At 64.6% G+C, this 246-nt stretch carries 1 pseudogene; it reads right to left on the bottom strand.

Annotation, left to right across the window (positions count from 1 at the left end):
- Positions 1-137 precede the first annotated feature (137 nt).
- Positions 138-246, bottom strand: a pseudogene (locus tag CAY82_RS26565) (EamA/RhaT family transporter); the annotation flags it as partial.

Raw genomic sequence — 246 nt, forward strand, 5'->3', positions numbered from 1 at the left:
TGGGGCAGTTGAGCGGGCCGTTGCTGGCGGCGCTCAGCAGCCATTACAGCGGCGGGCTGCAGCCGGCGCTGATGGTGGCGGCGGGAGGGTTGGTGGTGGCTGGGGGGTTGGTGCTGATTGCCGGCACAGGCTACACATTACCCTACAACTTTACGCAACTGCTGCTTCACCCAAGGCTCGGCACTCACCAGGATCACCCCCAGCAGCACCATCAACGCGCCAACCACAAAGTTCAGGCTCAGCGGC

Source organism: Pseudomonas sp. SID14000 (genome assembly GCF_002165135.1).
Lineage (GTDB): Bacteria > Pseudomonadota > Gammaproteobacteria > Pseudomonadales > Pseudomonadaceae > Aquipseudomonas.